We start from the raw sequence: 26,265 nt of genomic DNA on the forward strand, positions 1-26,265 counted from the left end.
TCCAAGCCCAGGCCGAGGGTCAAAATCTGTGTGCCGTCCATGCCATGCCTCCTGTCGTCGTGGAGGTCATATCCTGGCCCAGATCAGGGGGTGAATTCCACACCCAACGACGAAGAGCCCAAAAAATCCGCACTGAAGTGGGCATGGTATTTCAGCAGTTCAACCTGTTCCCCCATCTCAGCGTGATCGACAATATTTCGCTTGCACCGATGAAGGTGCGCGGTTGGAGCCGGGCTGATGCCGTCGAAACCTCCAAGCGCCTACTTGAGCGTGTCGGCATTTCCGATCAAGCGGATAAGTACCCGGCACAGCTTTCAGGCGGTCAGCAGCAGCGTGTCGCCCTTGCCCGCGCCTTAGCCATGGAACCCCGGTTAATGCTCTTTGACGAGCCTACGTCAGCGCTTGATCCGGAGATGATCGGTGAAGTGCTCGACGCCATGCGCGAGTTAGCGAAAGAGGGCATGACGATGGTGATTGTTACCCACGAAATGGGCTTTGCTCGCGAAGTCGCCGACCGGATAATCTTCATCCACCAGGGGGAAATTACCGAACAAGGCCCACCCGAGCAGCTGTTTGATAAACCCCAGCACGAACGTACACAGTCATTTTTGGCGCGTGTTTTAAAACACTAGATTCGCCACATTAGCGCTAAGAAAAGCGCCAAAAATCGCTCTATTTCATTGCCTGTCCTCGTGACAGGCTTTTTTTTGCCTGTGGATACTATTTTTTTCACGCCTTCATGTATCAGCCTCAAACGTTGGCATGCCGGTGCTTAATCGTCATTGTGGAGAAACCCCCGGGTTGTTCACAGCCACGGTAACAAGTCAGGTACGCAGCAGTGGAAAAGCCGTCAGTAATTTGTCCTGTGGGTAAATCGCGTTTCCATCCACAGGCTCAACACCGTTTGTACGCGTCTAGTACGCGCTTTCTTAACATATCTGCCCACATTGCAACCAATTGATAGTAGATAAATAAATACTCTTTTCCACAGATTTTATCCACACCAATAATTACAACAACAACAGAACTTCCTTTATTTATATATATGTTGTTATTAATAGTGAGTGAAATGATGAAATCCGGATGTGGAAAAACCTGACGGTTACCCACAGGAGGTTTATACTGCCGGGCTTACTGATGCATGCTGAATAAAGTCGCGCTAAAACGCGCAAGACGAGGTGTCATGAATTATCCCGACCGCTTTGACGTAATTGTCATCGGCGGTGGCCATGCGGGGACCGAAGCCGCGCTGGCCGCTGCTCGCATGGGCTGTCAAACTCTGCTGCTCACCCACAACATCGAAACTCTGGGCCAAATGTCGTGTAACCCCGCCATCGGCGGCATCGGCAAAAGCCATTTGGTCAAAGAAATCGATGCCCTTGGGGGTGCGATGGGGCTAGCCACGGACCTGGGTGGTATCCAGTTTCGTGTGCTTAACGCTCGCAAAGGACCGGCGGTGCGCGCTACCCGTGCTCAAGCTGACCGGGTGCGTTACAAAGCGGCTATCCGCGGCATGCTGGAAAACCAGCCGAATCTGACCATCTTCCAGCAAGCCGCGGGCGATCTGATCGTGGACAACGACACCGTTCGCGGGGTGTTAACTGAAACAGGGATTCGTTTTCACGGCGAATCCGTCGTGCTGTGTACAGGAACCTTCCTCGGTGGCGTGATTCACATCGGACTTGATCAAAATCGCGGTGGACGCGCAGGGGATCCACCCTCCAACGCCCTAGCCGAACGATTACGCGCGCTGCCGTTTCACGTTGACCGGCTAAAAACCGGCACGCCGCCGCGTCTTGATGCCAAAACCGTAGATTTCTCTCACCTTGAAGAGCAGCCGGGGGATTCGCCCACGCCGGTGATGTCGTATCTCGGCAACCGCGAAATGCATCCGCGCCAGATGAGCTGTCACATTGCCCATACCAATACGCAAACGCATGACATCATTCTAAAAAACCTGGATCGCTCGCCGATGTATTCCGGCGTGATCGAAGGCATCGGGCCGCGCTACTGCCCGTCGATTGAGGACAAGGTCCATCGCTTTGCGGATAAATCGAGCCACCAGATTTTCATTGAGCCGGAAGGTTTAGATACCAACGAGCTGTATCCCAACGGAATCTCCACCTCGCTGCCGTTTGACATTCAGCTTCAGGTAGTGCGCTCGATCAAGGGACTGGAAAACGCGCATATCACGCGGCCAGGCTATGCCATCGAGTACGATTTCTTTGATCCGCGCGATCTGAAACACTCGCTGGAAACCAAATTTATCCACAACCTGTTTTTTGCCGGGCAAATCAACGGCACTACCGGGTATGAAGAAGCTGGCGCTCAGGGGCTACTCGCCGGCTTGAACGCCGCTCGCCGCGCGAAAGCATTGGAGGCCTGGTGGCCGCGCCGCGATGAAGCGTATTTGGGCGTGCTGGTCGATGATCTGATCACCATGGGCACCAAAGAGCCCTACCGCATGTTCACCTCGCGCGCCGAGTATCGCCTACTGCTGCGCGAAGACAACGCCGATTTACGCTTGACCGAAACCGGCCGTAAGTTGGGCTTGGTCAGCGAGTCGCGCTGGGATGCTTTCAGTCAAAAGCGCGACGCCATCGAGCGGGAAAACCAGCGGCTCGCCGCCACCTGGGTGCAACCGCATACCCCAGCGGCTGAACGCCTCGCCGAGAAAACGGGTAAAGCCTTAGCGCGGGAGTATCGCTTAAGCGATCTGCTCAGGCGCCCCGAGCTTACCTACGCCGATATTGCATCGTTGCCAGGTATCGAAGGCGAGGCGGTAGACAACGACGCGGTTACCGAACAGGTACAAATTCAGGCCAAATATCAGGGCTATATCGACCGTCAGCAGGACGAAATCGACAAGCTAAAGCGCCATGAAGCGACGCCGTTACCCGCTACCCTGGATTACCAGCAGGTCGAAGGGCTTTCCAACGAAATACGCCAGAAACTCATCGAGGCGCGCCCAGCGACACTCGCCCACGCGGCGCGTATTTCCGGGGTGACCCCGGCGGCGGTATCGATCTTGCTGATTCACTTGAAAAAGCGCCGGTTGGTGGAAAAGAGCGAGGTCGCCAACGGATGAGCACGCTGGCAACCTTGACAGCATCGTTACCGAATGGAATCGCTGAACGCTTAGACCAAGGGTTTGGCGAGCTGGGTCAATCGATTTCGGATGAACAGCGGACGCGCTTACTGGGGCTTTTGGCCCTATTGCACAAGTGGAACCGGGCTTATAACCTCACCGCAGTACGTGATGTAAATGACATGGTAACGCGCCATCTTCTTGATAGCGCTGCGGTAGCGCCGTTTGTGCACGGGCCGCGCGTATTGGACGTGGGGGCCGGTCCGGGGCTTCCCGGCTTGGTGCTCGCGATTCTCAACCCGGCGCTTGACGTCACGCTGCTCGATAGCAACGGCAAAAAAGTGCGCTTTCAGCGTCAAGCCATCATGGAGCTTGAGCTTGAAAACGTCACCCCGGTACAAGCCCGTGTTGAGCAGTTTGACGCCGACAGTTTTGATCAGGTGATTTCGCGCGCCTTTGCCAATCTGGTCGACTTTGTCACGCTGACACGTCAACTGCCCGCTACTCACGGCGAGTGGTTGGCGATGAAAGGCCCCGGCGCCGATGACGAGCTGCAAGCGTTGCCCGATGACATCACGATGAAAGCGCGGCATTCGCTTAAGGTACCTTTTGAAGCCGCCACGCGGCAGCTACTGATCTTGTCCCCGCGGATTTGATACCGCCATGGTAAACCCACAAGGAGTTGCGTAAGTGAGCCAGATCATCGCCCTGACCAACCAAAAAGGCGGCGTGGGCAAAACCACCTCCGCCGTCAACCTGGCGGCGAGTCTTGCGCAGCTTGGCCGCCGCGTGCTGCTAGTGGATCTGGACCCGCAAGGCCACGCCAGTATGGGCAGCGGCATCGACAAGCACGAATTAGACGTTAGCGTACTCGATGTGCTGTTAGGCGAAGCTAAGGCAAGCGAGGTGATCGCGCGAAACCTTCCGGTGAAGTTTGATGTATTGCCCGGCAACGGCGATTTGACCGCAGCCGAAGTTGAGCTCCTTGATAGCAAAGCGCGTCAAAGCCGTTTATCGTCAGCGCTTAACGAAGTGCGCGCTAACTACGATGTGGTACTGATTGACTGCCCGCCGTCGCTCAACATGCTAACGGTGAATGCGCTGACCGCCGCCGACGGCGTGCTCATTCCGTTGCAGTGCGAATTTTACGCGCTTGAAGGACTTTCCACCCTGTTGGATACGGTTGAGCAAATCAAAGAGAACATTAATCCGGCGCTTAGTGTGTCGGGTATTTTGCGCACCATGTACGATAAGCGCACCAGCTTGACGCGTGAAGTCGATAAACAGCTGCGCGACTTTTTTGGCGATGCGCTGCTGAAAACCACCATTCCGCGTAATATCAAGGTCGCAGAAGCGCCTAGCCACGGCCTGCCGGTTACCCAATATGCGCGCTTTTCACGGGGCAGTCAGGCGTACCGCGTGCTGGCTAAAGAGTTGATTCGTCGATTAACGCTGTAAACAGACGCTGTTGGCAGACGTCGTTTCACGAGGGAAAACAATGACGCGTAAACGTGCGCTAGGACGCGGCCTCGACGCCCTAATCGGCGCCGGCGCCCGCCGCCGAGACAGTTTAGACATCACCATAGGCGATCCCGTACCGGTCGATTCCGAGTCATCGGTTCCCACGCCAGCAAGCGCGGAAGCGGGCTCAAGCGAGCCAGAACGCCTAGAACGCTTGCCGCTGGGCCAACTGGTTCGCGGGAAGTATCAGCCTCGGCGCGACATTCAGCCTGAAGCGCTGGAAGAACTCGCCGATTCGATCCGCGCGCAGGGCGTGATGCAGCCCATTGTGGTGCGCCCGGTGGCGGAAAACCGCTATGAGATTATCGCCGGTGAGCGGCGTTGGCGTGCCGCCCAACTGGCTGAGCTGGACGTTATTCCCGCGGTTATTCGCGAGGCCAGCGATGAAGTGGCTCTGGCCTTGGCGCTAATTGAAAACATTCAGCGCGAAAACCTGAACGTGGTGGAAGAGGCCATCGCGCTCAAACGCTTAGGCGAAGAATTCGAGCTAACCCAGCAACAAATTGCCGATGCGGTAGGCAAGTCGCGCACACAAGTGGCGAATTTACTCCGCTTACTCGCCCTCGACCCGGAAGTGCAAACGCTACTTGAGCGCGGCGATTTGGATATGGGCCATGCGCGCGCGCTACTTTCACTCAAAAGCGCCGAGCAGCGCCAAGTAGCCCACGACGTGGTCAATCATGACCTTACCGTACGGGCGACAGAAGCCTTGGTAAAAAAGCGCCAAACCCAAGGCGAGCCTGCACGAGCGAAAAGCCGCCAAGTGCCGTCACCGGATGTTGCCCGGTTGGAAACGCGCTTAAGCGAGCAGCTTGGCGCGCCGGTATCGATTCAACACGGTCAAAAAGGCAAAGGTAAGCTCACCATTCGCTACACCAGCCTAGAAGAGCTCGATGGCATACTCGGCCATATTCAGTAGGTAAATAACCAGACATTGTAGGTAGAATATTGATAATCCTTCCCCCTTTGGTCGCAAGACGCCGGTATCACGGGCAAAAAGCGAATGACTTTGGTTGAAGGGGCGATAGCGCTTCCCTATAATCGCGCAAGATTTGTGCAGGCTGTGAACGTAGGGTTGCTTAAGGCGCGGTTCACGACGAATCACAATCACCGTGCAAGAGTAACGATGAAAATGCGGCAACGGCGAGAAGTCACACGACGACAGGTGTATATACGCCGGCTGAGTACGATACAAGCAAGTGTTGCGTTTATCAGCGTGCTACTTGGATTTGCCGTATCGGGAAGCGCAGGTGCTTTATCGTCATTACTGGGTGTGGCACTGGCGGTAACGCCTAACGGTTTGTTTATCGCTCGCTCTGGTGTGCTCAATCATCAGATTCGCGCCTCGCAAAGCGCAAAGCGACTTTTTCGTGCTGAAATGGGTAAGTTCGGTTTGACGGTGGTGCTGTTTATTACGGTGTTTCTGGTAGTGCCCCCCTCAAACCCCGCTTTCTTTTTTTGTGCTTATGTAGCGGTTGTACTGACACATTGGCTGGCACCTTGGCTAATGCCCAAACACCGCCCAACTAATTGAGGTAATAGTTCCATGGCAGCAGGAAACGAAGTCTCGCCGGCTTACTATATCCAGCACCACTTGCAGAACTTAACGTTTGGCAAACACCCGGAAAACGGTTGGTCGCTGGCCCACTCTGCAGAAGAAGCGCGCGAAATGGGCTTCTGGGCAATTCACCTCGATACCATGGGGTGGTCGATTGCCATGGGTCTGTTGTTTATTTGGTTATTTCGTAAAGCGGGTAAAGTGGCGACTACCGGCGTTCCGGGGACACTGCAGAATATTGTCGAAATGGTTTTCGAATTCATCGAGAACACGACCCGAGCGACCTTTCACGGTAACAACTCGAAGATTGCACCTCTCGCTCTGACGCTATTTGTTTGGATTTTGTTCATGAACACGCTCAAGATCCTTCCGGTTGACTACTTCCCGGAGCTGTTCAAGCGATTGGGCGTGGACTACATGAAGATCGTTCCCACGACCGATCCGAATGCTACCTTGGGTATGGCCTTTGGTGTCTTCTGTTTGATCATTTATTACAGCATCAAGATCAAAGGGGTGGGTGGTTTTGCTAAAGAATTATCGTTTACCCCGTTTAACCATTGGGCGCTAATTCCTTTCAATCTTCTCCTTGAAATCGTTGCGCTGCTGGTAAAGCCTTTCAGTCTCGCTATGCGACTTTTTGGTAATATGTTTGCCGGGGAAGTTATCTTCATCCTGATTGCCCTATTGCCGTTCTGGGCCATCTGGCTGTTGGATGTGCCGTGGGCGATCTTCCACATCCTTATTATCGTTCTGCAGGCATTTATCTTTACCGTGCTGTCCGTTGTGTATCTAAGTGCTGCACACGAACATCACTAACTGAGCAACGCCTTAACCCCAACCTTCAACCTTAACGTGAAAAACTAGGAGTACTACCATGGAACTCATCTACATCGCCGCTTCTATCATGATCGGCCTTGGTGCCCTGGGTACTGGCATCGGCTTCGCTATCTTGGGTGGCAAGCTTATCGAATCTACCGCTCGTCAGCCGGAAATGAGCGATCAGCTGCAAACCAAAACCTTCCTCATGGCCGGTCTGCTTGACGCCGTTCCGATGATCGGTGTTGGTATTGCGATGTACCTGATCTTCGTTGTTGCCGGTTAATAACAGCTTTGCCGGGCGGCTTTCCGCTCGGTTTTGCCACACCCCGGTCGCCACGAATACAGTCAGAGGTACATCCCTGTGAATATCAACATGACGCTTATCGGGCAGACGATCGCCTTCGCGATCTTTGTCTGGTTTTGCATAAAGTACGTGTGGCCACCCATCAGCACTGCGCTCTACGAGCGCCAGAAAAAAATTGCTGACGGCTTGGACGCGGCAAGCCGCGCTTCCCGTGACCTTGAGCTCGCTCAAGAGCAGGCGTCGAAGACCCTGCAAGAGAGCAAAGAGCAGGCTTCTCAAATTCTGGAACAGGCAAATAAGCGCTCTGCCCAGATCGTTGAAGAAGCTCGGGAGCAAGCACGTGCTGAAGGCGAACGTTTGCTAGTAGGTGCACGTGCCGAGATTGATCAAGAAATGCAGCGTGCGAAAGAAGATTTGCGTGCGCAAGTTTCTCATCTAGCGGTTATCGGTGCTGAGCGAATACTGGAAGGCTCCGTTGACGAAAAAGCGCACCGCAAGTTGCTTGATGAGCTTGCTGCTGAACTGTAAGGAGGTGAACTATGGCGGAACTACTCACCGTCGCTCGTCCTTACGCTAAGGCGGCGTTCGAATATGCGCGCGATCACGATGCGCTAGATGCCTGGTCTTATGCCCTTGGCTTTTTGGGCTATGCTGTTGCAGACGACAAAGTGCGTTATCTGCTGGGTAGCCCAAAGCTTGAAAACGAAAAGAAAGTATCGATCTTGACGGGCATGTTGCCCGAAGAGCAGAACGATGCCTTTGAGCGTTTTCTGACGAATCTAGCGCACCAATATCGTCTCGTAGCGCTGAAGGCGATTGCCGAGCAGTTCGAGCAACTTCGCGCGGAACACGAACAGCGTATCGACGTAAACGTGACGTCAGCCTTTAAGCTCGACAGCAAGCAGCAGACCAAGCTGACTAACGCGCTTAAAAAACGTCTGAATCGCGAAATCTCCATTACCACTCAGGTGGATAAGACGCTAATTGGTGGTGTCATCCTGCGTGCTGGCGATACCGTTATTGACGGTTCGGTACGCGGTCGATTGAATCGCCTTTCTGAAGCGCTGACCACTTGAGTTTGAGGGACATGGCATGCAGCAACTGAATCCTTCCGAGATCAGCGACATCATCAAGCAGCGAATTGAAAAGCTTGACGTCGCATCTGAAGCCCGTAATCAGGGCACCATCGTCAGCGTTTCCGACGGTATCGTGAAAGTTCACGGCCTCGAAGACGCAATGTTTGGTGAAATGATTGAATTCCCCGGCAGTATCTTCGGCATGGTACTTAACCTGGAGCGCGACTCCGTGGGTGCCGTTGTGCTGGGTGACTATCTGCAGCTCGAAGAGGGCATGACCGCTCAGTGTACCGGTCGCATCCTCGAAGTGCCGGTAGGCCCGGAACTGATCGGCCGTGTAGTCGATGCGCTGGGTAATCCGATTGACGCCAAAGGCGATATTAACGCCAAAATGACCGACGCCGTCGAAAAAGTGGCGCCCGGTGTTATCACCCGTCAATCCGTCGATGAGCCGATCCAAACCGGTCTGAAATCGATTGACTCGATGGTGCCGATCGGCCGCGGTCAGCGTGAGCTGATTATCGGTGACCGTCAGATCGGTAAATCCGCCATTGCCATTGATGCCATCATCAACCAAAAAGGCAAAGGCGTTACTTGTGTTTACGTTGCTATTGGTCAAAAGCAATCGACCATTGCCAACGTGGTGCGCAAGCTTGAAGAACATGGCGCGATGGAACATACCATTGTCGTCGCAGCGGGCGCCGCTGACCCGGCACCGATGCAGTTCCTCGCCGCCTATTCTGGCTGCACCATGGGCGAATATTTCCGAGACCGCGGCGAAGATGCCATGATCGTGTATGACGACTTGTCTAAACAAGCCGTTGCCTACCGTCAGGTATCGCTGCTGTTGCGTCGTCCGCCGGGCCGTGAAGCGTATCCGGGTGATGTTTTCTATCTCCACTCGCGTCTGCTTGAGCGCGCTGCGCGCGTCAACGTCGACTACGTCGAGAAGTTCACCAATGGCGAAGTGAAAGGCAAAACCGGTTCATTGACCGCGCTGCCGATCATCGAAACCCAAGGCGGTGACGTTTCCGCGTTCGTTCCGACCAACGTGATCTCGATCACCGACGGTCAGATCTTCCTTGAGACGAACCTGTTTAACTCGGGTATTCGTCCGGCGATCAACGCGGGCCTTTCGGTATCGCGTGTCGGTGGTTCGGCACAAACCAAAATCATCAAGAAGCTGGGCGGTAGTGTTCGTCTAGCGCTGGCTCAGTACCGTGAACTGGCGGCGTTCTCGCAGTTTGCCTCGGATCTTGATGAAGCCACGCGTAAGCAGCTTGAGCACGGTGAGCGTGTTACTGAGTTGATGAAGCAGAGCCAGTATTCGCCAATGTCGGTTGCGGAAATGGCCTTGACGCTGTTCGCCGCTAACGAAGGCTATCTGGATGATGTTGATGTTAAAAAGGTGCTGGACTTCGAAAGTGCGTTGCACGATTACATGAAGTCTGAACACAGCGACCTGCTCGACAAGATCAACCAGACTGGCGACTACAACGACGAGATCAAAGACGGCTTGAAGTCGGGTCTCGAACAGTTCAAGGCGACTCAGACTTGGTAATGCCTATGGCCTGCTCTCGGGCGGGCCTGGATGCTTTTCTGAGAGCCACGAACGAAAGGTAGATCGCTATGGCAGCTGCAAAAGAGATACGCACCCAGATCGGGAGCATTAAAAATACGCAGAAGATTACCAGCGCCATGGAAATGGTGGCTGCATCGAAGATGCGTAAAGCGCAAGATCTGATGAAGGCCAGTCAGCCTTACGCCAAGCAGATCCGCAACGTGGTCGCCCACATTGCCGATGCCAACCCCGAGTACAAGCACGACTACATGGTCGAGCGTACCGAGGTGAAACGCGTTGGTTATATCGTGGTGTCCACTGATCGCGGCCTCTGTGGCGGCTTGAACCATAACCTGTTCAAGGCCGTGTTGAAGGACGCCGCCGCTTGGCGTGACCAGGGGGCAGAACTTGAGTTCTGTGCGCTGGGTAGCAAAGCGAGCAGCTTCTTTAACAAGTATGGCGGTAAGCTGGTGGCGGCAAAAAGTGGCCTGGGCGAGGCGCCCACGGTCGAAGATCTAATTGGTAGCGTAAAGGTCATGCTCGAAGCGTATGACGAAGGACGTTTGGACCGCTTGATCGTGGTGCATAACGAATTCGTTAACACCATGACGCAACAGCCGGTGCTGCGTCAGCTTCTTCCGCTGTCGCCCGATATGGGCGCCGACGAGCAAGACGATGAAAACGCCCGTCCCGGAAGCTGGGACTACCTGTATGAACCGGATGCAAAGGCGTTACTTGATAACTTGTTGGTTCGCTTCGTTGAGTCACAGGTTTATCAGGCAGTTGTGGAGAACGGCGCCTGTGAGCAGGCGGCACGCATGATTGCGATGAAGAGCGCCACCGACAACGCTGGCGACCTGATCGACGATCTGGAAATGGTCTACAACAAGGCCCGTCAGGCCGCCATTACCCAGGAAATTTCTGAAATCGTCGGCGGCGCCGCTGCCGTATAACGCCTAGGGAGCCTCCTCTTGCAAGGGCGCTCCCAGCAGACAGGTTTCATTTGCAGGTTTTTGAGAGGAACCAAGATGAGCGGACGTATCGTACAGATCATCGGCGCGGTGATTGACGTAGAGTTTCCGCGGGACTCAGTGCCCAAGGTCTACGACGCGCTGAATATTTCGGGAGCCGAGACGGTTCTGGAAGTCCAGCAACAGCTGGGCGATGGCGTGGTGCGCACTATCGCCATGGGCTCTACCGAGGGGCTCAAACGCGGCATGGATGTTACTAACACAGGGGCGGCGATTTCAGTCCCCGTGGGTAAAGCCACGCTGGGCCGTATCATGAACGTGCTTGGCGAGCCTATTGATGAAGCGGGCGACATCGGCGAAGACGAACGTATGCCGATTCACCGTAAACCACCCGGCTATGCTGACCAGGCAGCGTCTGAAGAGCTGCTGGAAACCGGCATCAAGGTTATCGACTTGGTTTGCCCCTTCGCGAAAGGCGGTAAAGTCGGCCTGTTCGGCGGTGCCGGGGTAGGTAAAACCGTTAACATGATGGAGCTTATCCGCAACATCGCCACCGAGCACAGCGGGTATTCCGTTTTTGCTGGTGTTGGTGAGCGTACCCGTGAGGGTAACGACTTCTATCATGAAATGACCGATTCCAACGTTATCGATAAGGTATCGCTGGTATACGGTCAGATGAACGAGCCCCCGGGTAACCGTCTGCGCGTAGCGCTAACCGGTCTGACCATCGCCGAGAAATTCCGTGATGAAGGCCGCGACGTGCTGCTGTTCGTCGATAACATCTACCGCTATACCCTAGCGGGTACCGAAGTATCGGCCCTGTTGGGTCGTATGCCATCGGCGGTAGGTTATCAGCCGACCCTCGCCGAAGAGATGGGCGTTCTTCAGGAGCGTATTACCTCGACGAAAACCGGCTCGATCACCTCCGTACAAGCGGTTTATGTACCAGCGGATGACTTGACCGATCCGTCACCGGCGACCACTTTCTCGCACCTGGACGCTACCGTGGTACTGGCGCGCTCCATTGCCGAGCTAGGTATCTACCCGGCAATTGACCCGCTGGACTCTACCTCGCGCCAGCTAGATCCGTTGGTAGTGGGTGATGAGCACTACAACGTGGCTCGCGGTGTGCAGGGTGTTCTACAGCGCTACAAAGAGCTCAAGGATATTATCGCGATTCTGGGTATGGACGAGCTGTCGGATGAAGACAAGCTGGCCGTTTCCCGGGCACGTAAAATCCAGCGCTTCTTGTCGCAGCCGTTCTTCGTCGCCGAGGTGTTTACCGGTGCGCCGGGTAAATATGTGTCGCTGAAAGATACGATCAGTAGCTTCCAGGGCATTCTCGCTGGCGAATACGACGACATGCCGGAACAGGCCTTCTACATGGTCGGCACCATCGACGAAGCCGTCGAGAAAGCCAACCAGATGAAGAAGTAATCCCGTCTACCAGGGGGATTCGCTATGGCGAATAGCTTCACTTGCAATATCGTCAGCGCAGAGGCATCCATCTTCTCAGGCTCAGTAGAGCAGGTGATTGCTTCTGGCTTGATGGGCGACCTCGGTGTACTGCCGGGGCACGCTCCATTGCTGACTGAGCTTCAGCCGGGCCCGATCCGTGTCATTTACGACGGCGGCAAAGAAGATAATTTCTTTGTCTCCGGTGGCTTCATGGAAGTGCAGCCGAACGTCGTGACCATTTTGGCCGATTCTGCCGCGCGCGCTGCCGATCTTGATGAGGCAGCGGCTCAGGAAGCGCGTCAGCAGGCACTGCGTGCCTTCAACGACAAATCGTCTGAACTGGATTACACGCGCGCCGCCGCTGAGCTGGCTGAGGCGGTTGCCCAATTGCGTACGATTCAGCAACTGCGTAAAAAGGCAGGTAAAGGCTAAATCCACGTATTTGGCGTAACTCACGCCCCTTAAGCCCCGCATTGGGTTTAAGGGGCGTTTTTTTTGTCTGGTATTATGGCGTACAAAGGCAGTAACGACGTCCATCACCACGCGTGTGGACACGTGTAACGGCGACACAAAGGGGGAACCACTATGTCGCTAAATGATGAGTCCCTACAGGCATTAAAAGCCGAACTGCTTGACGAGTTAGCCAAGGAAGCGCCGAGTAAAACGCTGCTCTCGTTGCGGCTGGCCGAAAACCGCTCAGCGGATATCGGCGAAGTACTCGAAGAGCTAATCGAAGACGATGAGGAACTGCCCGCCGCGCTTTCTCTGCTGGATATTCTCTCGGCTGAGCGGGCCGCTAATGTATTGGGCTATTTGCCCGGTGAGAGTCAGCTTGAGGTGGTAAAAGAGCTGGATGATAGTCAGCTACTCAAGCTACTGGAAGAAATGGGCTCTGATGAACGCGCCGACCTATTTAACCTGCTCAGTGAAGACCGCCGTGAAGCGCTGCTGCGTCGTATGGCCCATAAAGAGCGCGAAGACCTAAAGCGGCTTGCCAGTTACGAAGAGGGCACTGCCGGTGCCATTATGACCTCGGACTACGTGCCCATCGCCAGTGGTATGACGGTGTCCCAGGCAATGATGCGAGTACGTCAGACCGCGCCGGATGCAGAAACGGTCTACCAACTCTACATTCTTGATAGCGACGGGCAGCTAATCGGCACGATGTCGTTGCGTCAGCTGATGGTGGCGCGCCCCGGCGCCATTGTCGATAACATCATGATCAAAGATGTGATCAAAACCCAGGTCGATAAAGCGCAGGAAAAGGTCGCCCGCAAAGTCGCGCGCTACGATCTGCTGGCGTTGCCGGTGATCGATGCAGATGGCCGTATGGTGGGCATTGTGACCCACGATGACGCCATGGACGTGGCTGAATCCGAGGCCACCGAGGATTTCCACAAGGGGATGTCGATCGGCCAACTAGAGGATGGCGTTAGCCGCGTACCGCTGTGGAGCCTCTACCGTAAACGGGTGCTGTGGCTGGTGCTTCTGGTATTTGCCAATCTCTTCTCGGGGGCGGGGATCGCTTATTTTGAAGACACCATCGCCTTGGAAGTCGCGCTGGTGTTTTTCCTGCCTCTGTTGATTGGCTCAGGCGGTAACGCCGGCGCGCAGGCGGCCACCCTGATGGTGCGCGGCATGGCAACCGGTGACGTTGGGGTAAAAGACTGGGGCAAAATGCTCGGACGCGAGTTGTTAGTGGCGGGCGCCCTGGGTATCACCATGGCGGTAGCCGTGACACCGATAGGCATTATGCGTGGCGGCGAAGCAGTAGCGATGATCGTGGCGCTGAGCATGGTGACCATCGTGCTATTCGGCAGCCTTATCGGTATGTGCCTGCCGTTTGTGCTGGAACGCTTCAAAGTCGACCCGGCAACCGCCTCGGCTCCGCTGGTGACGACGCTTATCGATGCCTCTGGCGTGGTGATTTATTTCAGCATCGCCTCAGCAATTTTGGCGGGCGCCTAGCCCACTAGCGCGACGACATATTGCTGGTCGCGCGGGTGATAAACATCACTTCGACGTTGCCAAGCCATTCGATATCGCTGGCCTGCGCTTTTAGCTGGCTAGCGAGGCACTGAGGGGGCTGGTGGATGGCATCGCCAACAATTAATGAGACGGAAATTTTGCCGTCTAAGTAATGTAGCTGGAGGTCAGTGAGCGTGCGCCACACCGGGTGCTTGTACCAGCGCTCGTTCAGCACGGCTTCCACTTCCGGACGCAGCGGTAAACCGGGCAGGCGGCTGGGGTCGCCTTCTCCGGCGTCGTCTTCTGGATCAATGTGGAAAATCACATCGGTAAGCGCGGGGAAGGCGCGTCGCAGACGGCGGCTTACTTCGTTACCGATTTCATGCGCTTCGGACACGCTAACTTTCGGCCCCACGACTACGTGCAAATCCACCATCACCCACCCGGCGGATTGGCGTGTGCGCAAGTCGTGGACGCTATCCACGCCGGGCACGCTTTCCGCCACGGCGTGCATTTGCTGCTGTGCATCTTCGGGTAGGGCGGTATCCACGAGTTCGCGGGCGGAATCCCACAGAAGATCCCAGCCAACTTTGCCGACGAGCAAGCCGACAATGACAGCCGCGACCGCGTCAAGCCAGCCTAGGCCAAACTGCGCCCCGATCAAGGCCACCAACACCACGGCGGTGGAGAGCGCATCACTTCGCGAGTGCCAGGCGTTGGCTTCCAACAGTTTGGATTGCACACGTTTGGCGACGCGCATGGTATAGCGGAAAATCCACTCTTTACTCAGTAAAGCGAGCAAGGTGATCCCGATCGCCACCCCTCCTGGCGCGTTAACCTCTGTACCGCTAAACAGCCGGTCTAAACTCGACCAGGCGATACCTCCGGCCACAAAGATCAGTACGCTGCCCAAAAGTAGCGTTGTGAGGGTTTCGATACGGCCATGGCCGTACTGGTGATCATCGTCAGGCCCTTGGCGTCCGTAATGAATCGCCGCGAAGACAAACCCGTCGGTGATTAAATCAGACAGCGAGTGAATCCCATCGGCGATGAGCGCGGCCGAGCCGACCAGCAAACCCACAACAACTTTTATCGCGCTCAAAGTGCCGTCTAGCCACGCACCAACGGTGGTGACACGCTTCGCATCACGGCTGCTTTCCGCGTGAGACGGCTCTTGAGGTGTTTGGGCATTGGGTGTCATGGGTTACCTTGCGAGCACGCTGGCAATGAGGTGCTATTGTAGCGCATTGCAGCAAATTGCCCCATAGGCCAAGCCCTTAGGATGCGGACAAGCGATAAAGCGGCGTGTATCCTTGAACGCCATTGAAGGCTCGCTTTTCCATCACGATGGTTATCAAACATACGTTTTAATACGACGGATCTTTAAATGGATTGGTTACAGGTTATTGTGCTGGCGGTGGTGCAAGGGCTAACGGAGTTTTTGCCGATTTCAAGCTCGGCCCATTTGATTTTGGTGCCGGTACTCACCGATTGGCAAGATCAGGGGCTTGCCTTTGATGTCGCACTGCATATCGGGAGTTTGACCGCGGTGGTGGTCTACTTTCGCCGCGAAGTGTGGGGCATGGTGGCCAGCAGCTTAGCAGCGCTGCGCGGACGCGGAGTGGATCGTGAGGCGACGCTTGCGCTATGGGTGGTATTGGCCACGTTGCCGGTATGTGCCGTGGGCTTTGTCCTTCACGATGTAATCGAAGGTTATATGCGCTCGACGCTGATTATTGGCCTAAGCTTGATTGGGTTTGGCATGCTTCTGGGGTATGCCGATTGGAATCAGCGCGGCACGCGTAGCGAGTATCACATCCGCCTAAGCGATGTTTTGGTGATTGGCGCAGCCCAGGTGTTGGCGCTGATTCCCGGTACCTCGCGCTCGGGTATTACCATCACCGCTGCGCTTTTGGTCGGCATGAGCCGTGAAGGCGCGGCGCGATTTTCGTTTCTGCTCTCCATTCCGGTGATTGTGCTGGCAGGCGGTCTTGAAGCCGTCGGGCTAATTCAGCAGCCACAAGCGATTGATTGGCCTGTGATGGCCATGGGTTCGCTCCTTTCGGGTCTAAGCGCGTATTTGTGTATTCACGTTTTTTTGCGCTTAATAAAACGCTTGGGGATGCAGCCCTTTGTGCTTTATCGCGTGATTTTTGGGGCCTGGCTACTATGGTTTTTTCATTCGTAAACGGAAACAACGGGAACATCAAAGTGCGAACAAGTCCTCTCAACACCGTTTTTGGCCTGCTGGTTATCAGCGCCTTCGCCTTAGTAGGCTGCTCGTCTGAGAGCGAACGCCCGCTGGAATCGCCGGTAAGATTAGACGGCCCCATCTTTGGCAGTTTTTATCAAGTCACTATCGCCGATGCGCTCACCCAAGGCGAAGCGAAAACGCTGGAAGAGGGCATAAAAGCGCAGCTTGATCAGGTTGACCAGGCCATGTCGACCTACCGCGATGATTCCGAACTGATGGCGTTCAACCAAGCGCCGCTGGGGGAGTGGCAGCCGCTCTCCAATGCGCTTATCGAGGTAATGGCGATTAGCCAGTCGGTTGCTGAGGCCAGTAACGGCGCGTTTGATGTCACCATTGGCGAGTTGGTGAACTTGTGGAGCTTTGGCCCCGAGGCACGTCCCGAGGAAGTGCCGTCTGAAGCTGTGCTAAACGAGCGCCTTGAGCAGGTGGGGTTTGATGCGCTCAAGGTCGATACGCAATCCATGCAGGCGCAGCGCACGCGCGATGTGTTTGTCGATCTTTCCGCTGTGGCCAAAGGTCACGCAACGGACCGCGTGGCTGCGTATCTTGATCAGCAAGGCGTGGAACACTATTTGGTCAATCTGGGCGGCGATCTTATCGCACGGGGCTACCGTGATATTGATGAAGAAACCTTGTGGCGCGTGGGTATCGAAGTGCCCGAAGATGGCCCACAAACCGCGCAGCATGTCATCCCGCTGGAAAACTTGTCGGTGGCGACTTCGGGCGATTATCGCAACTACTTCGAGATAGAAGGGACGCGCTACTCGCACACCATCGATCCGCGCAGCGGTAAACCCATCACCCATGGGCTTGCCTCGGTGTCGATATTTCACCCCTCTAACGCTTGGGCGGATGCGTGGGCAACCGCCCTGCTCGTAGCCGGGGATGAAGCCGGTATGGCGTTGGCGCGCGAGCACGATCTTAGCGTTTTAATGCTGATTCGCGACGGTGAAACGTGGCGTAGCCTCGCGAGCCCAGCGTTTGCCCGGTTCTTCGGTCAAGCACTGTTGGAAGAGCTAGGGATTGACGTTGCCACTGCGGAGGAAACTGTGATTGATGAAAAAGGATAACGCGATGCACGCCGAACTCGATATTGTCATTCTGGCCGCTGGTAAAGGCACCCGTATGCGCTCGCCACTGCCTAAAGTGCTGCACACATTAGCGGGCAAGCCGATGGTGCGTCATGTGCTGGATACCGCCGCGACGCTCAACCCAGCGCGTACCCACGTGGTGATTGGCCATGGCGCCGATGCGCTGCGCGATGCCTTGAGTGATCGGCACGTTGATACGCCGGTACGGTTTGCCCTACAGGCAGAGCAAAAAGGCACCGGCCACGCCGTGGCGCAAACGCTTCCCCAGCTGGGTAGTGGCAAGGTACTGATTCTTTACGGCGATGTGCCGCTGATTCGCCGTGAAACGTTAGTCGCCCTGTTGGAACGCGTCGATGAAAAGCACCTGGGGCTTTTGACCGTCACGTTGGAGGACCCTTCAGGCTATGGGCGCATCGTGCGCAACGACGCCGGTGACGCGGTGGCGATTGTCGAGCAGAAAGATGCCAGTGACGACGAGCTCGCCATCCGTGAATGCAATACTGGCATCATGGCGCTCACCGGTGCACAGCTAAAGCGCTGGCTGCCGAAACTCTCGGATGACAACGCCCAGGGCGAATACTACTTAACCGACGTGATTGCGATGGCGGCTGACGAAGGCGTTAGCGTGGCCACCGCGCAACCCGCCACACCGGTTGAAGTCGAAGGGGTGAACAACCGTGCCCAAATGGCGCGGTTAGAGCGTGCGTATCAAACCCAACTGGCTGAGAAGCTGATGGCGCAAGGCGTCGCCTTGGCTGACCCGGCGCGGTTGGATGTTCGCGGCACGCTTACGTGCGGACACGATGTGTTTATTGATGTCGGCTGCGTGTTTGAGGGCGATGTCGAGCTAGGCGAGGGCGTGAAAATCGGCCCCTACTGCGTAATTAAAAACGCCACTATCGGCGCTGAAAGCGTGGTCGACTCTCACAGCGTGCTGGAGCAATGCGTGGCGGCCGGGCGCAACCAGATTGGGCCCTTTGCCCGCCTGCGCCCTGGTACGCGATTGGCGGTGAAGGCCAAAGTGGGCAATTTCGTTGAGACGAAAAACGCCGATGTGGGTGAGGGCAGTAAAATCAATCACCTAAGCTATGTCGGCGATGCGCGTTTAGGGCGAGAAGTTAACGTGGGCGCGGGTACGATCACCTGTAATTACGATGGCGTTAACAAACACCGCACCGAGATTGGCGATGGCGCTTTTATCGGCTCCAACAGCGCGCTGGTCGCGCCGGTATCGGTCGGCCTTGGCGCCACTGTGGGTGCCGGATCCACCATTGGTAAAGATGTACCCGACCACGCCTTGGCCGTCACCCGTGGCCGCCAGGTCGAAAAAGCCGATTGGCCGCGGCCACAAAAACGCAGCGATTCGTGACGGTAAAAGCAGGGATTAAGATAAAAAGTATCCAGGTAGTCAGGGCCAAGGCGAAATAGGAGAGAAGCTATGTGTGGCATTGTCGGTGCTGTAGCCCAGCGCAACGTGCAAGGGATTTTGCTCGAAGGCTTAAAGCGCCTGGAGTATCGCGGCTACGATTCCGCTGGAATGACCGTGATGCACCAAGGAGCGCTCACCCGCCACCGAGCGGTGGGTAAGGTCGCGGCGCTTGATGCCCGCGTTGCCGAAAAGTCGCTACCGGGCGTTATCGGCATTGCCCACACCCGTTGGGCTACCCACGGCAAGCCCTCTGAGGCTAACGCGCACCCTCACCACAGCACTGATCGCGTCGCTGTAGTGCATAACGGCATTATCGAAAACCACGAGCGTACCAAAGCACGCTTGCAAGCCGCCGGCCATGTTTTTACCTCGGAAACCGACACCGAAGTCATCGCCCACTTACTCAACGATGCATTGGATGATGCCAGCGATGAGCGCGGCGCCTTGTTTGCCGCTGTGCAACACATCGTGAACGATTTAGGCGGTGCTTATGCGCTGGGCGTGATGAGCGTGAGTGAACCTGATGTGGTCATCGGTGCGCGCCAAGGTAGCCCGCTGGTCGTGGGTGTGGGTATCGATGAAGCCTTTCTCGCCTCCGACCCGCTGGCGCTTTTGCCGGTCACCGACCGTTTTATTTATCTTGAAGAGGGCGATGTGGTCGAGTTACGAGACGGCGGCCATATTCGCATCGTTAACCGCGTTGGCCAGCCGGTCGAGCGCCCGATTCATGTGTTTGAGCACGGCGATGGGGCGGCGAGTAAAGGCGAATACCGCCACTTTATGCTCAAAGAAATCTATGAGCAGCCGGCGGTGATCAGCGCGGCGTTAGAAGGACGGTTAAGCGATACCGGTGTGCTGGTGGAAAGCTTTGGCCCCGAGGCGGCAACATTGTTTGCCCGTACCCGGCAAATTCATATTATCGCGTGCGGCACGAGCTACCATGCAGGCTTAGTGGCGCGCTATTGGCTAGAGCGCTACGCTGGCGTGCCGGTGCAGGTCGAAGTGGCGTCTGAGTACCGCTATCGCCACCCGGTGGTGCCGGAAGACACGCTGTTTGTCACCCTTTCTCAGTCGGGCGAAACGGCCGATACGTTGGCCGCGCTGCGCTACGCCAAAACGCTGGGCTACATCGGCGCGTTGGGTATCTGCAACGTGCCGGGAAGCTCCTTGGTGCGCGAATCCGATCTTACGTTGATGACCCGCGCCGGCCCTGAGATTGGCGTCGCCTCTACCAAAGCGTTCACCACGCAGCTTATCGCCCTGATGCTGTTTACCCTGGCGCTGGCTAAAAGCCGTAGCGATGCGCCGTTAGACGCGGGCGAGCAGGGGGAAATCGTCCAGGCGCTTAAGGCGTTGGCACCGATTTGCCAGCAAGTGCTAGCGTTAAATGACGAGATAGAAGTGCTCTCCCAGGCTTTCGCCGAAAAGCATCACGCGTTGTTTCTTGGCCGCGGCGCCCATTTCCCTATCGCGCTGGAAGGCGCGCTCAAGCTTAAAGAGATCTCCTACATCCACGCCGAAGCCTACCCTGCTGGCGAGCTCAAGCACGGGCCGCTGGCGCTGGTGGATAGCGAAATGCCAGTCATTTCGGTCGCTCCCAACGACGACTTGTTGGAGAAACTGAAATCCAACCTGCAGGAAGTGCGCGCTCGCGGCGGTCAATTGTTTGTCTTTGCCGATAAAAACGTCGGCATCCACGCCCACGATGACACGCAAGTGCTGCACCTGCCGCACATTCACGAAGCGCTTGCACCGCTACTATATACCCTGCCGCTGCAGCTTTTGAGCTACCACGTCGCGGTACTCAAAGGCACCGACGTGGATCAACCGAGGAACCTAGCCAAGAGCGTGACAGTGGAGTAGTGCAGAAAATAGCCGATAAGTGCCATACGTTGCATTTTCCAGCGCTTGGGGATGTCGGTATACTAGTTTCATCCGTAATAAGTACGTCTTGCGGCCCGGTAGCGCTTAGCCGTTTTGGCGCCGCCGCCCGCGGAAGTGACGATAACTTCGATAAAAACTCAAGAGGTGGTGAGAGTGAAATTTAAGCTGATCATGAGCGGGCTGGCGGCCTTTGGCGTCATGGCAGGCACTTCAGGTGCTTTCGCCCAGGAAGATGCGGTGCATGATGCAATGGCTGAGCGCTTAGAACCCGTTGGGCAGTTGTGTCTAGAGGGCCAGGATTGTGGCACGGCTTCCGCCGCGCCGGCGGCAGCCGATAGCAGTGGCGGTGATATCGACGGTGAAGGCATCTACGCCAATGTATGTAGTGCTTGCCACGAGTCCGGCGCTGCGGGTGCCCCTGTGCGTGGTGACGAAGCCGCCTGGACGGAGCGTACCGGACAAGGTTTCGCCACGCTGTTAGATCACGCTATTAATGGTATTGGCGCCATGCCGGCGAAAGGCGGTAACCCCAGCCTCTCCGATGAAGAAGTTGAAGCGGCGGTCGCCTATATGGTTGAACCCGTTATGGAAGTGCCTGAATTAGGTGGCGGCGACGAAGCGGCTTCTGAACAGGCAGCATCCGAAGAGGGAGCTGCTGAAGAGACCGCTGCGTCTGAAAGCGAAGCGGCAGGCGACGAAATGGCTGCTAGTGAAGGCACTGCCAGTGGAGAAGAAGCGAGTGGCGGTAGCGACTTAGACGGCGAAGCACTTTACGCAAGCGTTGGTTGTGCAGCCTGCCACGCAGCGGGCGTCGCCGGTGCGCCTAAGTTAGGCAACGCTGAAGCTTGGGGCCCGCGTATTGAGCAGGGTAACGATGCGCTTTACCAGAGCGTCTTCAACGGTAAAGGGGCGATGCCGCCGCGCGGGGGTAGCAGCGCTTCGGACGAAGAAATCATGGCCGTCGTGGACTACATGGTTTCCCAAGCGCAGTAATGCACCTCCGCCCGGTGATTCATATGACTGGGCTTAAAATGCTAAAGCAATCTATCCACAGGTGGGTTTTTAAACCCCCTGTGGATATTTTTTTGTGTATTTGTCCCAGCCGATATCGCTCAGCCCAATAGCGAGCGCAATCCGGCGATGGCGTCTTTACCCCGGGCCTGCTTTTTCTCTGGGTCTTCTTTATCGGCGCGGCCCTCCCACTCCAAATCCTCGTCGGGTAGCTCGTCGAGAAAACGGCTGGGTGTGCAGTCCAGCAGCTCGCCGTAAGCCTTGCGCTGGCGGGCGAGCGTCAAAGTGAGCGTGCGCCGGGCACGGGTAATGCCCACATAGGCTAACCGCCGCTCCTCCTCGACCGTGCCCACTTCGATGGCGTTGCGGTGGGGCAGTAAATCCTCTTCCAGACCCATCAAATAGACGTGGGGAAACTCCAACCCTTTGGAGGCGTGCATGGTGAGAAGCTGCACCCGGTCGGAGTCATCCTCTTCGGCCTGTTGTTCGAGAATATCGCGCAGCACCAAGCGCGATATCGCCGCTTCGACGCCATCGGTTTCGGTTTCAGTGGACGATGTATCGTCTTCAGGATCGCGGTTCAGTGACTTCTCTAGCTGGTCGATCAACATCCATACGTTGGCCATGCGCCGCTCGGCGACGGTCGGCGCGCTGGCGTTTTGATACAGCCATGCCTCGTAATCCATATCGCGCAGCATATCGCGGATGGCGGCAATCGCATCGCCTTGATCCATTCGCTTGCGCACACCGTCGATAAAGTGGGTAAAGCGCCCCAGGCGTTCCACGGCGCGAGTGGGTAGCTGTTGTTCCAGGCCGATCTCATGGCAGGCGGCAAATAGCGAATTCGAGCGCTCGGTGGCATAATTCGCCAATTTTTCCAGTGTGCCGGGGCCAATTTCCCGGCGCGGCACGTTCACAATGCGTAAAAAGGCGTTATCGTCGGCAGGGTTAATCAAAAGGCGCAGGTAAGCCATAGTGTCTTTGACTTCGTTGCGCGAGAAAAATGACTTACCGCCCGAGAGTTTGTAAGGAATTTGGTAGTGCTGCAGCTTGAGCTCTAAAAGTCGCGCCTGAAAGTTGCCCCGGTAAAGCACGGCAAAATCACGCCACTCGGCACGCTCCTTGATCCGCCGGGTGAACATTTCGCTGGCGACCCGCTCGGCCTCGGCTTCTTCGTGGCGGTTGACGATCACGCGAATCGGCGCGCCATCGCCCATTTCTGACCACAAGGTTTTTTCGTAGACGTGAGGATTATTGGCAATCAGCGTATTGGCCGAGCGCAATATGGTGCCGGTGGAGCGGTAGTTCTGCTCTAGTTTGATCACTTTCAAACGCGGGAAATCATCGCCCAGAGTGATGAGGTTTTCCGGCCGCGCGCCGCGCCAAGCGTAAATCGATTGGTCATCGTCGCCGACCACGGTAAAGGTCGCCCGCTCGGCCATTAATAGCTTCACCAGGAGGTATTGAGAGACGTTAGTGTCCTGGTACTCATCCACCAGCATGTAGTGAATTTTGCGTTGCCAACGGGCCAGGGCCTCGGGGTCGCGTTGCAGGAGGACCACTGGAAGCAGAATCAGGTCGTCAAAATCCACCGCGTTGTAAGCTTTTAAATGGCGCACGTAGGCTTCATACACCCGCGCGGCAAAGTGCTCGTTGTCATCGGCGGCAAACGAGAGCGCGTCACCCGGCAGTACCAGGTCGTTTTTCCACTGCGAAATTTGGCTTTGCACGGCGTTGATTTGCTCGGCGTCGACCTGGGCGTCCTTGTTCATCAAATCGCGCAGCAGTGCTTTGGCATCTTCCGGGTCGAAGAGCGAAAAGCCGGGTTTATAGCCTAGGGTTTTGAGCTCCCCGCGAATAATGTTCAGCCCTAACGTGTGAAAGGTCGAGACCGTTAGCCCGTGGCCTTCTTTGCCTCTTAGCATCAGCCCCACGCGCTCTTTCATCTCCCGGGCGGCCTTGTTGGTAAAGGTCACCGCCGCGATTTTGCGCGCGCTCATCCCGCACTCCTGCACCAAATAGGCAATCTTGGTGGTAATCACGCTGGTCTTGCCCGAACCCGCGCCGGCGAGCACCAGGCAGGGGCCGTCGATATAGCGCACGGCCTCCTGTTGACGCGGGTTCAAGCCGTTAAGACGTTGGGCGATGCTCGGGTTCATGGCAGAATGCGTCCTTTACGTGTGGAAGGCAGACCGATGTTCGAAATTGCGCTGTTCGAGCCTAAAATGGCGCCCAATACCGGCAATATCATGCGTTTGGTGGCCAATAATGGCTGTCGGCTGCATTTAATTGAACCGCTGGGCTTTGACCTGGAAGAGAAAAAACTGCGCCGTGCCGGGTTGGACTACCGCGATTTGGCCAATGTGACGCGCCACGCGAATTTTGCGGCCTTTCTTACGGCAATGCAGGGCCGCACGATCTGGGCGTTGACCACTCGCGGGACGCGCCCTTATAGCGAGGCGGTCTTCGCGCCGGGCGATGTGCTATTGTTCGGCTCGGAAACCGGCGGGCTCTCCGCCGAGGCGCATGCGCTTATCACGCCCGAGCAGAAGCTGTTAATCCCCATGCAACCTAATAATCGTAGTATAAATCTGTCCAACGCGGTGGCGCTGGTGAGCTTTGAAGCGTGGCGCCAGCAAGGCTTTGCCGGCGCCGCGAGCGACTAACGGCGACGATTAAACCCCGTAACGGGTCCGGTAAGCGCGGATTGCCTCGGCGTGGGGCTGCATCTCGGGCCCGGCGTGCGCTTCCAAATAGGCGAGTACCTGTGCCAATGTCACAATACTCACGACGGGTATGCCGTAGGTGGTTTCCACTTCTTGGATCGCGCTCTGTTCGCCCTGGCCGCGCTCTTGGCGGTCTAGCGCGATAATCACCCCGCCTGCGCGGGCGCCGCTTTGCTCGATCAGCGCCATTACTTCGCGGATGGCGGTGCCAGCGGTGATCACATCGTCGATGATCAGAATATCACCGGCAAGCGCCGCCCCGACGATGTTGCCGCCTTCGCCATGGGTCTTGGCTTCTTTGCGGTTAAACGCGTAGAGCATATCACGGTCGTGGTGATCGGCCAGTGCGGCGGCGGTAACGGCTGCCAGCGGAATGCCTTTGTACGCCGGGCCGAACAGCACGTCGGCGTTTACACCGCTATCCACAATCGCTTGGGCATAAAAGCGACCGAGCTTGGCAAGCGCACGGCCGGTTTGAAATAGCCCGGCGTTGAAGAAATAGGGGCTCACACGGCCGGATTTGAGCGTGAATTCGCCGAATTTCAACACGCCCTGTTCGATAGCGAAGGCGATGAACTCGCGTTGATACGGTTGTAAGGGGATTGTCACAGTGATCCTCGCGATTTTTCGTGGGGGATTTACCCAAACGTCGAAACGTCGGGTATCATACAGCAGCGACGCAAAAGGGACGATTTATGAAAATTGCCAGCATCAATGTCAATGGTATTCGTGACGCCGTCGATCGGGGCTTCCTGGACTGGCTGGCTCAGCAGGATGCCGACGTGGTCTGCGTGCAGAACATTAAGGCAAAAAGTTTTGAATTGGGCGACCATATTCTCTACCCGGAAGGCTATGAAGGCTATTTTCTGGATGCCGAAGAGGAGGGTTTCTCCGGGGTCGCGCTCTATTGCCGTAAGATTCCCAAAGCGATTATGTATGGCTTGGGCTTTCCGCAGTGCGACCACGAAGGGCGCTTTCTGCAGGCCGATTACGACCGCTTCAGTATCGCCTCGTTTTTGATGCCCGACGGCAGCGACCAGAAAGCCAAACATGCATTTATGGAGCAGTACCAAGAGTACCTGAGCAAGATGGCGCGTAAGCGCCGCGAGTATATTATCTGCGGTACCTGGCACGTTGCCCATAAGACCCTCGACTTGGTCAATTGGTCCGATAATCAGCTGACTTCTGGCTTTCGCCCGGAAGAACGCGCGTGGATGGACCAAGTGCTGGGTCCCATCGGTTTTATCGACACCTTCCGTGAGATCAACCGCGACGCGGGTGAATATACCTGGTGGCCAAAGCTTGACCAAGAGGTGCCGCGTGAGCGCCAAGAGGGCTGGCGCATTGATTATCAGCTCGTCGGACCCAACTTCCGCCGTCACGTGGTGGATGCGTGGATCGATTACGACGCGACTTTCTCTGAGTTCGCGCCGCTGATTGTTGAGTACGACCTCGACCTATAGCGCCCGTTTTTTTACGCTACTTTCCCGCGTCGTTGATACCCACAGGCCGGCTGAAAAGCGGACCTGTGGCGTTCTAGCTAACG

At 56.2% G+C, this 26,265-nt stretch carries 25 protein-coding genes; 22 read left to right on the plus strand and 3 right to left on the minus strand.

The annotated features are described in order from the left end of the window. The 15 genes from HZS81_RS09850 to mgtE form a co-directional block, all read left to right on the plus strand. A partial coding sequence (locus HZS81_RS09850; protein WP_241697451.1) for an amino acid ABC transporter ATP-binding protein occupies positions 1–632 on the plus strand: 632 nt, incomplete at its 5' end. Between the two features lie 551 nt (positions 633–1,183). Beyond that, positions 1,184–3,088, plus strand: coding sequence for a tRNA uridine-5-carboxymethylaminomethyl(34) synthesis enzyme MnmG (gene mnmG / locus HZS81_RS09855; protein ID WP_179930392.1), 1,905 nt, complete (start codon positions 1,184–1,186; stop codon positions 3,086–3,088). Continuing rightward, positions 3,085–3,744: a 16S rRNA (guanine(527)-N(7))-methyltransferase RsmG gene (gene rsmG, locus HZS81_RS09860; RefSeq protein ID WP_179930393.1), complete on the plus strand. Its 660-nt coding sequence runs from the start codon at positions 3,085–3,087 to the stop codon at positions 3,742–3,744. Before mnmG ends, rsmG begins: the two co-directional genes overlap by 4 nt. Positions 3,745–3,778: 34 nt before the next feature. Beyond that, a complete protein-coding gene (locus HZS81_RS09865; RefSeq protein WP_179930394.1) occupies positions 3,779–4,546 on the plus strand; it encodes an AAA family ATPase in 768 nt (255 codons plus the stop codon). A gap of 40 nt (positions 4,547–4,586) precedes the next feature. Beyond that, positions 4,587–5,528 carry a ParB/RepB/Spo0J family partition protein gene (locus tag HZS81_RS09870; protein ID WP_179930395.1) on the plus strand — a complete coding sequence of 314 codons (942 nt, stop codon included), beginning with the start codon at positions 4,587–4,589 and terminating at the stop codon, positions 5,526–5,528. A 207-nt stretch (positions 5,529–5,735) separates the two neighbouring features. Then, positions 5,736–6,143, plus strand: a complete 408-nt coding sequence (locus HZS81_RS09875; RefSeq protein WP_241697452.1) for an ATP synthase subunit I — start codon at positions 5,736–5,738, stop codon at positions 6,141–6,143. A 12-nt stretch (positions 6,144–6,155) separates the two neighbouring features. Next, positions 6,156–6,983 (plus strand): F0F1 ATP synthase subunit A, encoded by an 828-nt coding sequence (gene atpB, locus HZS81_RS09880; protein WP_179930396.1) that lies wholly within the window; start codon positions 6,156–6,158, stop codon positions 6,981–6,983. A gap of 58 nt (positions 6,984–7,041) precedes the next feature. Further along, a complete protein-coding gene (atpE, locus tag HZS81_RS09885) occupies positions 7,042–7,269 on the plus strand; it encodes a F0F1 ATP synthase subunit C (RefSeq protein WP_179930397.1) in 228 nt (75 codons plus the stop codon). 78 nt (positions 7,270–7,347) lie between these two features. After that, the gene (locus HZS81_RS09890) at positions 7,348–7,818 is read left to right on the plus strand and encodes a F0F1 ATP synthase subunit B (protein WP_179930398.1); all 471 of its coding nucleotides are present in this window, start codon (positions 7,348–7,350) and stop codon (positions 7,816–7,818) included. Positions 7,819–7,829: 11 nt separating this feature from the next. Next, a complete protein-coding gene (locus HZS81_RS09895) occupies positions 7,830–8,366 on the plus strand; it encodes a F0F1 ATP synthase subunit delta (protein WP_179930399.1) in 537 nt (178 codons plus the stop codon). A 16-nt stretch (positions 8,367–8,382) separates the two neighbouring features. Next, entirely contained in the window at positions 8,383–9,927 is a 1,545-nt protein-coding gene (gene atpA / locus HZS81_RS09900) for a F0F1 ATP synthase subunit alpha (protein ID WP_179930400.1), read from the plus strand. A gap of 68 nt (positions 9,928–9,995) precedes the next feature. Next, the gene (atpG, locus tag HZS81_RS09905; RefSeq protein ID WP_179930401.1) at positions 9,996–10,880 is read left to right on the plus strand and encodes a F0F1 ATP synthase subunit gamma; all 885 of its coding nucleotides are present in this window, start codon (positions 9,996–9,998) and stop codon (positions 10,878–10,880) included. 75 nt (positions 10,881–10,955) lie between these two features. Then, positions 10,956–12,335 carry a F0F1 ATP synthase subunit beta gene (atpD, locus tag HZS81_RS09910; RefSeq protein ID WP_179930402.1) on the plus strand — a complete coding sequence of 460 codons (1,380 nt, stop codon included), beginning with the start codon at positions 10,956–10,958 and terminating at the stop codon, positions 12,333–12,335. Between the two features lie 24 nt (positions 12,336–12,359). Next, positions 12,360–12,788, plus strand: a complete 429-nt coding sequence (locus HZS81_RS09915) for a F0F1 ATP synthase subunit epsilon (protein WP_179930403.1) — start codon at positions 12,360–12,362, stop codon at positions 12,786–12,788. Positions 12,789–12,941: 153 nt separating this feature from the next. Further along, positions 12,942–14,324, plus strand: coding sequence for a magnesium transporter (gene mgtE, locus HZS81_RS09920; protein WP_179930404.1), 1,383 nt, complete (start codon positions 12,942–12,944; stop codon positions 14,322–14,324). Positions 14,325–14,328: 4 nt separating this feature from the next. On the opposite strand, the gene HZS81_RS09925 is transcribed toward mgtE, so the two are convergent. Next, positions 14,329–15,525, minus strand: a complete 1,197-nt coding sequence (locus tag HZS81_RS09925; RefSeq protein WP_179930405.1) for a cation diffusion facilitator family transporter — start codon at positions 15,523–15,525, stop codon at positions 14,329–14,331. A gap of 186 nt (positions 15,526–15,711) precedes the next feature. On the opposite strand from HZS81_RS09925, the gene HZS81_RS09930 reads away from it, so the two are divergent. The 5 genes from HZS81_RS09930 (at position 15,712) to HZS81_RS09950 (ending at position 21,975) form a co-directional block, all read left to right on the plus strand. After that, entirely contained in the window at positions 15,712–16,512 is an 801-nt protein-coding gene (locus tag HZS81_RS09930) for an undecaprenyl-diphosphate phosphatase (RefSeq protein ID WP_179930406.1), read from the plus strand. Positions 16,513–16,529: 17 nt separating this feature from the next. Further along, complete coding sequence (locus tag HZS81_RS09935) at positions 16,530–17,648, plus strand: FAD:protein FMN transferase (RefSeq protein WP_422141584.1); 1,119 nt, start codon at positions 16,530–16,532, stop codon at positions 17,646–17,648. 4 nt (positions 17,649–17,652) lie between these two features. Next, complete coding sequence (gene glmU / locus HZS81_RS09940; protein ID WP_179930556.1) at positions 17,653–19,038, plus strand: bifunctional UDP-N-acetylglucosamine diphosphorylase/glucosamine-1-phosphate N-acetyltransferase GlmU; 1,386 nt, start codon at positions 17,653–17,655, stop codon at positions 19,036–19,038. Between the two features lie 69 nt (positions 19,039–19,107). Continuing rightward, positions 19,108–20,961, plus strand: a complete 1,854-nt coding sequence (glmS, locus tag HZS81_RS09945; protein WP_179930408.1) for a glutamine--fructose-6-phosphate transaminase (isomerizing) — start codon at positions 19,108–19,110, stop codon at positions 20,959–20,961. Between the two features lie 174 nt (positions 20,962–21,135). Further along, on the plus strand, positions 21,136–21,975 hold the full coding sequence (locus tag HZS81_RS09950) for a c-type cytochrome (RefSeq protein WP_179930409.1): 840 nt from the start codon (positions 21,136–21,138) through the stop codon (positions 21,973–21,975). Between the two features lie 119 nt (positions 21,976–22,094). Here the strand turns inward: HZS81_RS09950 and rep are convergent, their stop codons facing one another. Continuing rightward, positions 22,095–24,152 (minus strand): DNA helicase Rep, encoded by a 2,058-nt coding sequence (gene rep, locus HZS81_RS09955; RefSeq protein WP_179930410.1) that lies wholly within the window; start codon positions 24,150–24,152, stop codon positions 22,095–22,097. Between the two features lie 36 nt (positions 24,153–24,188). Here rep and HZS81_RS09960 point away from each other — a divergent pair, with 36 nt between their 5' ends. Continuing rightward, the gene (locus tag HZS81_RS09960) at positions 24,189–24,659 is read left to right on the plus strand and encodes a tRNA (cytidine(34)-2'-O)-methyltransferase (RefSeq protein ID WP_179930411.1); all 471 of its coding nucleotides are present in this window, start codon (positions 24,189–24,191) and stop codon (positions 24,657–24,659) included. A 9-nt stretch (positions 24,660–24,668) separates the two neighbouring features. Here the strand turns inward: HZS81_RS09960 and pyrE are convergent, their stop codons facing one another. After that, positions 24,669–25,328: an orotate phosphoribosyltransferase gene (gene pyrE, locus HZS81_RS09965; RefSeq protein WP_179930412.1), complete on the minus strand. Its 660-nt coding sequence runs from the start codon at positions 25,326–25,328 to the stop codon at positions 24,669–24,671. An 86-nt stretch (positions 25,329–25,414) separates the two neighbouring features. Between pyrE and HZS81_RS09970 the strand changes: the two genes are divergently transcribed. After that, a complete protein-coding gene (locus HZS81_RS09970) occupies positions 25,415–26,182 on the plus strand; it encodes an exodeoxyribonuclease III (protein WP_179930413.1) in 768 nt (255 codons plus the stop codon). The last annotated feature ends 83 nt before the right edge of the window (positions 26,183–26,265 follow it).

The sequence above is a fragment of the Vreelandella salicampi genome (genome assembly GCF_013415105.1).
Classification (GTDB): domain Bacteria; phylum Pseudomonadota; class Gammaproteobacteria; order Pseudomonadales; family Halomonadaceae; genus Vreelandella; species Vreelandella salicampi.

What these genes read in the sequence shown, in the direction of transcription:
- HZS81_RS09930 (WP_179930406.1), top strand. Translation starts at nt 15,712, where the DNA reads ATGGATTGGTTACAGGTTATTGTGCTGGCGGTGGTGCAAGGGCTAACG.
- HZS81_RS09925 (WP_179930405.1), bottom strand. Translation starts at nt 15,525, where the DNA reads ATGACACCCAATGCCCAAACACCTCAAGAGCCGTCTCACGCGGAAAGC.
- atpB (WP_179930396.1), top strand. Translation starts at nt 6,156, where the DNA reads ATGGCAGCAGGAAACGAAGTCTCGCCGGCTTACTATATCCAGCACCAC.
- mnmG (WP_179930392.1), top strand. Translation starts at nt 1,184, where the DNA reads ATGAATTATCCCGACCGCTTTGACGTAATTGTCATCGGCGGTGGCCAT.
- atpA (WP_179930400.1), top strand. Translation starts at nt 8,383, where the DNA reads ATGCAGCAACTGAATCCTTCCGAGATCAGCGACATCATCAAGCAGCGA.
- HZS81_RS09875 (WP_241697452.1), top strand. Translation starts at nt 5,736, where the DNA reads ATGAAAATGCGGCAACGGCGAGAAGTCACACGACGACAGGTGTATATA.
- mgtE (WP_179930404.1), top strand. Translation starts at nt 12,942, where the DNA reads ATGTCGCTAAATGATGAGTCCCTACAGGCATTAAAAGCCGAACTGCTT.
- HZS81_RS09960 (WP_179930411.1), top strand. Translation starts at nt 24,189, where the DNA reads ATGTTCGAAATTGCGCTGTTCGAGCCTAAAATGGCGCCCAATACCGGC.
- rep (WP_179930410.1), bottom strand. Translation starts at nt 24,152, where the DNA reads ATGAACCCGAGCATCGCCCAACGTCTTAACGGCTTGAACCCGCGTCAA.
- HZS81_RS09870 (WP_179930395.1), top strand. Translation starts at nt 4,587, where the DNA reads ATGACGCGTAAACGTGCGCTAGGACGCGGCCTCGACGCCCTAATCGGC.
- HZS81_RS09915 (WP_179930403.1), top strand. Translation starts at nt 12,360, where the DNA reads ATGGCGAATAGCTTCACTTGCAATATCGTCAGCGCAGAGGCATCCATC.
- glmU (WP_179930556.1), top strand. Translation starts at nt 17,653, where the DNA reads ATGCACGCCGAACTCGATATTGTCATTCTGGCCGCTGGTAAAGGCACC.
- atpG (WP_179930401.1), top strand. Translation starts at nt 9,996, where the DNA reads ATGGCAGCTGCAAAAGAGATACGCACCCAGATCGGGAGCATTAAAAAT.
- HZS81_RS09895 (WP_179930399.1), top strand. Translation starts at nt 7,830, where the DNA reads ATGGCGGAACTACTCACCGTCGCTCGTCCTTACGCTAAGGCGGCGTTC.
- HZS81_RS09970 (WP_179930413.1), top strand. Translation starts at nt 25,415, where the DNA reads ATGAAAATTGCCAGCATCAATGTCAATGGTATTCGTGACGCCGTCGAT.
- atpD (WP_179930402.1), top strand. Translation starts at nt 10,956, where the DNA reads ATGAGCGGACGTATCGTACAGATCATCGGCGCGGTGATTGACGTAGAG.
- rsmG (WP_179930393.1), top strand. Translation starts at nt 3,085, where the DNA reads ATGAGCACGCTGGCAACCTTGACAGCATCGTTACCGAATGGAATCGCT.
- atpE (WP_179930397.1), top strand. Translation starts at nt 7,042, where the DNA reads ATGGAACTCATCTACATCGCCGCTTCTATCATGATCGGCCTTGGTGCC.
- glmS (WP_179930408.1), top strand. Translation starts at nt 19,108, where the DNA reads ATGTGTGGCATTGTCGGTGCTGTAGCCCAGCGCAACGTGCAAGGGATT.